Source organism: Pantoea sp. ARC270 (assembly GCF_003236725.1).
Lineage (GTDB): Bacteria > Pseudomonadota > Gammaproteobacteria > Enterobacterales > Enterobacteriaceae > Pantoea > Pantoea anthophila.
Map to the genome: position 1 here is coordinate 141,074 of NZ_PUGA01000028.1, position 7,952 is coordinate 149,025.

Annotated in this window: 5 protein-coding genes; 2 read left to right on the top strand and 3 right to left on the bottom strand. The window is 57.9% G+C overall.

What is annotated here, in order from left to right:
• Positions 1–9: 9 nt before the first annotated feature.
• The 3 genes from araH to CKF42_RS14070 all read right to left on the bottom strand — a co-directional run bounded on the left by araH (position 10) and on the right by CKF42_RS14070 (position 3,609).
• Entirely contained in the window at positions 10–993 is a 984-nt protein-coding gene (gene araH, locus CKF42_RS14060; protein WP_009090322.1) for an L-arabinose ABC transporter permease AraH, read from the bottom strand.
• Between the two features lie 12 nt (positions 994–1,005).
• Positions 1,006–2,526, bottom strand: coding sequence for an L-arabinose ABC transporter ATP-binding protein AraG (gene araG, locus CKF42_RS14065; protein ID WP_058958391.1), 1,521 nt, complete (start codon positions 2,524–2,526; stop codon positions 1,006–1,008).
• A 99-nt stretch (positions 2,527–2,625) separates the two neighbouring features.
• The gene (locus CKF42_RS14070) at positions 2,626–3,609 is read right to left on the bottom strand and encodes an arabinose ABC transporter substrate-binding protein (protein ID WP_009090326.1); all 984 of its coding nucleotides are present in this window, start codon (positions 3,607–3,609) and stop codon (positions 2,626–2,628) included.
• A gap of 365 nt (positions 3,610–3,974) precedes the next feature.
• Between CKF42_RS14070 and CKF42_RS14075 the strand changes: the two genes are divergently transcribed.
• Both CKF42_RS14075 and araA read left to right on the top strand, forming a co-directional pair.
• The gene (locus CKF42_RS14075; RefSeq protein ID WP_046101775.1) at positions 3,975–5,678 is read left to right on the top strand and encodes a ribulokinase; all 1,704 of its coding nucleotides are present in this window, start codon (positions 3,975–3,977) and stop codon (positions 5,676–5,678) included.
• Between the two features lie 202 nt (positions 5,679–5,880).
• Positions 5,881–7,380 carry an L-arabinose isomerase gene (gene araA / locus CKF42_RS14080; RefSeq protein WP_111208462.1) on the top strand — a complete coding sequence of 500 codons (1,500 nt, stop codon included), beginning with the start codon at positions 5,881–5,883 and terminating at the stop codon, positions 7,378–7,380.
• Positions 7,381–7,952 lie beyond the last annotated feature (572 nt).

A 7,952-nucleotide genomic window follows, 5' to 3' on the forward strand; every position in this document is an offset into this window, starting at 1 on the left:
CTCGCGCAATCAGGCTTTTTTCTGTTTGTAACGGTCGAATATCACCGCAGCTAACAGTATCAGACCGCGCACCACATACTGTGAGAATGGCGAGATATTCAGTAAATTCATCGCATTCTCAACGGTGCCGAGGATCAGGACGCCCGCCACCACGTAGGAGATTTTACCGATGCCGCCCTTCAGCGATACGCCACCCAGAACACAGGCGGAGATCACCACCAGCTCATAGCCGATGGAGGTCATGGGCTGGCCGCTGGTCATACGCGACGCCAGGATGATGCCCGCCGCCGCCGACACCAGGCCGGAGAGAACAAAGATAATGATGCGGGTCCGCACCACCGGCACACCCGCCAGCCGCGCCGCCTCTTCATTGCCACCGATCGCCAGGGTGTTGCGACCAAAGGTGGTTTTGTTGAGCAGGAAGCCGAAGATCAGCATCGTGGCCAGGGTCAGCCAGATCGGGGCCGGCACGCCAAACCAGTTCGCAAAGCCCAGTTCAAAGAAGCGCTCATCTTCAATGCCGACCGCCTTGCCGTCAGAGAAGATGTAGGCCAGACCGCGCACGATCTGCATGGTGGCCAGCGTGGTGATCAGCGCATTGATTTTAAGACGGGCAATCACAAAGCCGTTGATAAAGCCGGTGATCATGCCGAGCACCAGACCGGCGGCAACGCCAATCCACAGGCTTTCGGTCATGTTGATCACCACCGCGGTAACCACACCTGCACAGGCGATCACCGAGGCGACCGAGAGATCAAAATCGCCGGAAGCCAGACAGAAAAGCATGCCGCAGGCGACCATGCCCGACATCGACATCGCCAGGCCCAGGCCTTTCATATTGATAAACGAGCCGAAGTTCGGCACAAAGATCGCACAGACAATAAACAGCAGTGCAAATACCACCAGCATGCCGAAGTTGTCCCAGATGCGACCTAACTGCAGGCCGCCGCGTGATGCAGGCTGCGGCGTATTTGAGGTCGTGGATGAAGCCATGATGATCTCCTGTCAGGCCACGGCGGCCGCTTGAGTGGTTTTGGGCATGGCCAGGCTCAGCGTCTGCTGCTCCGTGGCGTCGTCGTGCAGCAGTTCACCGGCGATAGCACCTTCGCGCATCACCACAATCCGGTCGGCCAGGCCCATCACCTCCGGCAGGTCACTGGAGGCGAACAGCACCGCAATGCCCCGGTTCGCCAGCTGATAAATCAGGTTATAGATTTCATGCTTGGCGCCGACATCGATACCGCGCGTCGGCTCATCGAGCAGGATCACTTTCATCTCCTCGGAGAGCCAGCGCCCCAGGATCGCCTTCTGCTGGTTCCCGCCGGAAAGGTTCATGATCAGCTGATCGGCGCTGGGCGTTTTAATGTTGAGTGAGCGGATATGGCTGTCGGCGTTTTTGCTTTCCCAGCCATTTTTAATCAGGCATCCGGCGGTCAGGTTGTGGCGACGGGCGCTGATGTTGATGTTGTCACGCACCGAGTGCACTGGGATGATGCCTTCGGCTTTGCGATCTTCCGGACAGAGCATGATCCCCGCACGGATGGCGTCGATCGGCTCGCGCAGCGGCAGCGGTTTGCCATCCAGGATCACCTGACCCCCGCGCAGACGGGTGCCGCCAAACAAGCCTTTCAGCAGTTCGCTGCGTCCCGCGCCGACCAGACCAAACAGCCCGACAATTTCCCCGGCATGGACTTTCAGTGAAATCGGTGTCCGCACGCCCTTCGCTTCGACGCGATCCAGCTCCAGCCGCACCGCACCCACAGGCCGTGGCGCATAGCCATAAATATCGCCGAGGTTACGGCCCACCATCGCCTGCACCAGATCGTCGTGATGGGTATTGGCCATATCCGTAAAGGTGCGCACATACCGGCCATCTTTGAAGACGGTGATGGCGTCGCTGAGGGCAAAAATTTCCTCCATGCGATGCGACACATAGAGCACCACCCGGCCCTCCTGGCGGAGCTGGCGGATGACGCGGAACAGGTTGTCGATTTCACGCGCCGACAGTGAACTGGTCGGCTCATCAAAGGCGATAATACGCGCGTTGCGCGCCAGCGCTTTGGCAATCTCCACCATCTGCCACTGTCCCAGCGACAGATATTTCAGCGGCATATCGGGGTCGATATCCATGCCGAGATTTTTCAGTTGCAGGCCGGCTTCGTAACGCATCAGCCGGCGGTTGACCAGCCCATGTTTGTGCGGGATCTGACCGAGATAGATGTTCTCCGCCACGCTCATTTCCGGCACCAGATGGAGCTCCTGGTAAATAATGGCCACGCCCGCATCCAGCGCATCGGTGGTGCGCTGAAAGTTCATCGGCTGGCCTTTGATCCGAATCTCACCGCCGCTCGGCTGATAACTGCCGCTGAGTATTTTTAACAGCGTCGATTTGCCTGCGCCGTTCTCGCCCATCAGCGCATGGACTTCACCGCCCCGGCAGTCGAAGGAGATATCCTGCAGCGCTTTCACGCCAGGAAAGGTTTTACTGATGCCATGAAACGACAGAAAAGCTGAATCAGTGTTCATGTTTATCCTCACTCTTGCACGTCGCCGGCCTGTGCGGGCGGGCGACGTGAAGCAGGCTATGCAGGATGCCAGGCGGCGAAACGCCTGGCAGGCTCAGGGTTACATCAGTCCTTTTTTCGCCAGTTCAGTTTTGAAGTTGTCACGGGTGATCAGCACCACATCGGTGACCTCAGTGAATTTCGCCGGCTCTTCGCCTTTGCTCACCCAGTTGTAGAGCATCTGGCTGCTCTTATAACCATGGATATCCGGGCTTGGCAGCAGCGAGCCGTAGAAGCCGGTCGCTTTGTCTTTCGACAGTTCACTGACCGCATCCACGCCGTTAATACCGATGCCGATGACGTCAGCCGCTTTAAAGCCCTGACCTTCCGTCGCGCGCACGCCGCCCAGCACGGTGTTGTCGTTCATGCCAACAATCAGCCAGTGTTTGACCTCAGGATGCTGCACCAGCAGGGAGTTACCGGCGTCAAAGGCGCCAGGGATGTCGTTGGATTTGGTCGGAACCTGATAGATCTGAGCAGCCGGGAAGCCCGCAGCTTTGATGGCGTCCATCGATCCACCGGTACGACGGCGTGCGGTATCCAGTTCGTTGGCGGTAATCGCCATCACGCCGGTGGTTTTCACATCCCAGCCGCGCTTCTGCATCTCTTTATAAAGCTCCTGCCCCTGACGCTCGCCGATTTTGGTGGCGGCCATCATCACCAGCGGCACGGTATCCATCGGTTTGCCTTTGGCGGTCACAAACTGATCGTCCACGGCAATGACTTTCAGGCCGTAGCCCCGCGCTTTCGCCATGATGGCGGAGCCCAGCTTGGGATCGGGCGTACAGATAACGAAGCCTTTCGCGCCGTTTGCGGCAAGGCTGTCGATAGCATTCAGGGTTTTTTCACCATCCGGGACGGCAATTTTGATGACATCGAAGCCGAGATCTTTGCCGGCTTTATCGGCAAATTTCCATTCCGTCTGGAACCAGGGTTCTTCTGGTTGCTTGACTAAAAAACCCAGCTTCATGGTCTCGGCGATAGCGGATTGTGACATAACCGCTGCCAGGCCGATGGCCGCGAATGCTTTAGTGAATTTATGCATGATGCTCTCCGGTACCAGGTTATTTTTCGCTGCTCATAACGAATCGGTGTAAGCGCTACCAGTTGGTCTTGTTTTGAGGGTACAGCCATAAATCAGTGCGTTAGGTTGCTATGTGTTGTCAGCCTGTCCAGACGCTGGGCTAGTTTTAGCGGTATTGGCGGAGAAAAATGTAGAGCGGTATCACATCTTAAAATCACGACAAAATGATCCATATATTCAGCAAATTTAACCGGAGCTTAACTTTTGCAATGGATCACAAAATCACTGCCGATGGCAGGAAAGTGCATATTGTCAGCCAGCCATGACTAACTGTTCCGGCGCGCCGAACCCAGGATACAGGAGTTAACTAACTACAGGAGATTCCGATGCGTGCTGGAGCCATCACCCTTGGGCTGGACTTTGGTAGTGATTCGGTGCGTGCGCTGGCCGTCGATTGTCACAGCGGCAGCGAGCTGCAGAGTGCGGTGTGCAGCTACCCGCGCTGGCAGCAGGGTCTGTACAGCGATCCGCACACCAATCGTTTTCGTCACCATCCACAGGATTACATCGACGCCATGGAGCAGGCACTGCTCGGCGTACTGAACGCCCTGAGCGAAGATCAGCGCAACGCCGTCGTTGGCATTGGCGTCGACAGCACCGGTTCGACCCCGGCGCCCATCGATCGCGACGGCAATGTACTGGCGCTGCGCCCGGAGTTCGCTGACAACCCCAACGCGATGTTTGTGCTGTGGAAAGATCACACTGCAATAGAAGAAGCGGAAGAGATCAATCAGCTCTGTCACAGCGGCCGTTTCACGGATTACAGCCGCTATATCGGCGGCATCTACTCCTCTGAATGGTTCTGGGCAAAGATTCTGCACGTGTCGCGGGAAGATGCGGCGGTGCGTGACGCGGCGGTTTCCTGGGTGGAGCTGTGCGACTGGGTGCCTGCCCTGTTAAGCGGCACGACCGCGCCCGACAGGCTGCGCCGTGGCCGCTGCGCAGCCGGGCATAAAGCCCTGTGGCATGGCGACTGGAACGGCCTGCCGGATGTCGATTTCCTTAACGCGCTGGATCCGCTGTTAACGCAACAGCTGGACTCGCCTCTCTTCACTGAGACCTGGACCGCCGATCTGCCGGTCGGCACGCTCAGCCCGGAATGGGCGCAGCGTCTGGGGCTGACGCAGACCGTCACGCTCTCCGGTGGCGCGTTTGACTGCCATATGGGCGCGGTCGGAGGCGGTGCCAGACCTTACACCCTGGTGAAAGTGATCGGCACATCAACCTGCGACATCCTGATCGCTGACAGCGAAAAGGTCGGCGATCGCGATATTAAAGGCATCTGTGGTCAGGTGGATGGCAGCGTGATACCGGGAGCGATTGGGCTGGAGGCGGGTCAGTCCGCCTTTGGTGATATCTACGCCTGGTTCAGCCGGTTACTGGGCTGGCCGCTGCAACAGGCGGCTGAGCGTCACCCTGAGCTGAAACCTCAGCTGGCGGAGATGCAAAAGAGTCTGATTAAAGATCTGACCGACGCCTGGGCTGCTAATCCGCAGCTCGACCATCTGCCGGTGGTGCTGGACTGGTTCAACGGTCGCCGCACGCCGAATGCCAATCAGCGGCTGAAAGGGGTGATTACCGATCTGAATCTGGGTACCGATGCCCCGGCGCTGTTTGGCGGTCTGGTCGCGGCGACAGCATTTGGTGCGCGCGCCATTATGGAGTGCTTCGAGCAGCAGCAGATCCCCGTCGAGAGCATTCTGACGCTGGGCGGCATCGCGCGCAAATCCCCGGCGATTATGCAGGCCTGCTGTGACGTGATGAACCGGCCACTGGATATTGTCGCCTCTGATGAGTGCTGTGCGCTGGGTGCGGCCATTTTCGCCGCCGTCGCTGCCGGTGTTCACGCCAGCGTTGCCGAGGCGCAGCAGGTGATGGCCAGCCCGATCGCCGTCACGCTGCAACCCGATCCGGCACGTGTCGCCCGCTATCAACAACTCTATCAACGCTATCAACAATGGTGCGTGACGGCTGAACCGCAGTACGCCGCCCGCCCCGCTTCCGCTACGAGCCTGGCTCAGCAGGCGTAATTGTTGCAGGCAGTCTGGATACGGACAGCGCGGAACAACCGGAACGTACACGGAGTAGGTGAGGATTACTCGCTGTGCTCGCCCTTCAGGGCCGCACTTCAGGGCGTTCAGGTTGCTGAAGCAGCCTGTGTGAGCACTGCCCGGGTTCAGAATGACAAATAAATTAGCCTATTAGGTAGGCGCAAAGTAAAGGAGTGGTTTTATGGAACAGTCAAACAGCTACAGCGTGTGGTTTGTCATCGGCACGCAGCACCTCTACGGGCCGGAGACGTTACGCCAGGTTGAACAGCATGCGCGTCAGGTCGTCGAGGGCCTGAATCAGTCCGGGTTACCGCTGCGCCTTGAGCTGAAACCGCTGGTGAAATCACCGGATGAAGCGCTGTCCCTGTGTCGCGACGCTAACTATGACCAGCAGTGCGCCGGCATCATTAACTGGCTGCACACGTTCTCTCCGGCCAAAATGTGGATTGGCGGCCTGAGCGTGCTGAATAAGCCTCTGCTGCAATTTCACACCCAGTTCAATGCGGAGATCCCGTGGGACAGCATGGACATGGATTTTATGAACCTGAACCAGACGGCGCACGGCGGTCGTGAGTTCGGTTTTATCGGTGCCCGCATGGGTCTGCAGCACAGCGTGGTGACAGGACACTGGCAGGATAGCGCCAGCCAGCAGCGTCTGGGCAACTGGATGCGTGCGGCCCTGGCGAAGCAGGCCAGTCAGCAGCTGAAAGTGGCGCGTTTTGGCGACAACATGCGTGAAGTGGCCGTAACCGAAGGCGATAAGGTCGCCGCACAGATTCAGTTCGGTTATTCGGTGAATGGCTGGGGCGTGGGCGATCTGGTTGAGGTGATCAATGGCGTCAGCGATGGCGATGTGAATGCGCTGATCGACGAGTACGAAAGCCTCTACCGCTTTTCCGATGTCGCCGCCGCCGGTGGTGAAAAGCGTCAGAACGTGCTGGATGCGGCTCGTATCGAGCTGGGTCTGAAGCAGTTCCTTGAAGCGGAAGGCTGCCACGCTTTTACCACCAACTTTCAGACCCTGCATGGCATGACCCAGTTACCGGGTCTGGCGGTGCAGCGTTTGATGGGTCAGGGGTATGGTTTTGCGGGTGAAGGCGATTGGAAGACCGCTGCGCTGCTGCGTATTTTCAAGGTGCTGGCAGGCGATCGCAAAGGTGGCACCTCATTTATGGAGGATTACACCTATCACTTCTCACCCGGCAACGACCTGGTGCTCGGCTCGCATATGCTGGAGGTCTGTCCGTCGATCGCCATTGAAGAGAAGCCGCTGATCGATGTGCAGTTCCTGGGCATTGGTAATAAAGCTGACCCGGCAAGGATGATCTTCTCCACCCCGGCCGGTCGTGCGATTAATGCCAGCGTAATCGATATGGGCGACCGTTTCCGTCTGCTGGTGAATGTGGTCGATGCGATTGAACAGCCGAAACCGCTGCCGAAATTGCCGGTTGCCCGTGCACTCTGGAAAGCGCAGCCCTCCCTGGCGACCGCATCTGAAGCGTGGATTCTCGGGGGTGGCGCACACCATACGGTCTTCAGCCAGGCACTGACGCTCGACGACATGTATCTGTACGGCGAGATGAACGATATCGAGGTGCTGGTGATTGATGAGCACACCCGCCTGCCTGCGTTTAAAGACGCGCTGCGCTGGAACGAGGCGTACTACCGGTTAAAACGTTAATCACCCTGGGATAAAGCTATGCTGCTTTTCGTTATGATTAGCAGCGATACCAGCGTGATTAAAAGGGTGACGCAGAAATCAGTTTTGCGTCACTTTTAAATAAACGGTGCTATTCAGTCGGAAATGGCGGGCGTTCCGTAAAGTCGCCGTAAATACATCCCTGTAGGCTCGGCGGACGCTTTATTTCACTGCCCGCGATGCCCTCACGGATTTCGTACAGCAATGATTAAGCCTAATCGGGAAGGAAGGGTATGCCTGAAGAGCAAAGCGTCCGCGCCAGGGATGGCGCGGCCGATCCGCATGGATGCGGGAACCCTTTGCGATCAGGCATACCTTTCCTTACCTTTCACCTGCCATCAACAGCGACGCCTTTTTGTGCAACTAGCACACAAGCCCGTGCTTTTCAGTCGGGAATGGCGGGCGTTCCGTAAAGTCGCCGTAAATACATCCCTGCAGGCTCGGCCGCCGGACGACTCGCCTCATCCCTGAGGCTCGCCCGCAAGCGGGCCAACGCTTCGCATTGTTCAAAAACGCTCCGGGCGTTTTTGTCCATGCGGCGGACGCTTTACTCC

Excerpts from the sequence above, each read along its gene's own strand:
- CKF42_RS14070 (WP_009090326.1), bottom strand. The coding sequence starts at position 3,609 with ATGCATAAATTCACTAAAGCATTCGCGGCCATCGGCCTGGCAGCGGTT.
- araH (WP_009090322.1), bottom strand. The coding sequence starts at position 993 with ATGGCTTCATCCACGACCTCAAATACGCCGCAGCCTGCATCACGCGGC.
- CKF42_RS14075 (WP_046101775.1), top strand. The coding sequence starts at position 3,975 with ATGCGTGCTGGAGCCATCACCCTTGGGCTGGACTTTGGTAGTGATTCG.
- araA (WP_111208462.1), top strand. The coding sequence starts at position 5,881 with ATGGAACAGTCAAACAGCTACAGCGTGTGGTTTGTCATCGGCACGCAG.
- araG (WP_058958391.1), bottom strand. The coding sequence starts at position 2,526 with ATGAACACTGATTCAGCTTTTCTGTCGTTTCATGGCATCAGTAAAACC.